The following is a 372-nucleotide window of genomic DNA, read 5'->3' on the forward strand; positions in this document are numbered from 1 at the left end:
ATGTGGACCTCTCGGGCTATGTCTCCACGGACGACCAGAACCTGACCCTGAGCGGGAACACCCTGGGCATTGAAGACGGGAACACTGTGGATTTGGCCCCGTACCTGGACAACACCGACGACCAGAACCTGACCGGTGCCACCCTGACCGGCACCACCCTTCAGATCGACATTGAGAACGGAGCTTCAGCCAACGTGGACCTTTCATCACTGGTGGGCACCGACGACCAGGGGCTTAGTCTGAGCGGCAATACCCTGACCCTTGAAGACGGGGGCACCGTGGATCTGACGCCCTACCTGGACAACACCGATGACCAGAACCTGACCCTAAGCGGGAACACCCTGGGCATTGAGGACGGGAACACTGTGGATT

1 protein-coding gene is annotated in these 372 nt (G+C 59.7%); it reads left to right on the plus strand.

Annotated features, from left to right (window positions below; translation table 11 throughout):
* A partial coding sequence (locus tag NG653_RS14695; protein ID WP_252742465.1) for a hypothetical protein occupies positions 1 to 372 on the plus strand: 372 nt, incomplete at both ends.

The organism is Robiginitalea marina (assembly GCF_024006985.1).
GTDB classification, from domain to species: Bacteria; Bacteroidota; Bacteroidia; order Flavobacteriales; family Flavobacteriaceae; genus Robiginitalea; species Robiginitalea marina.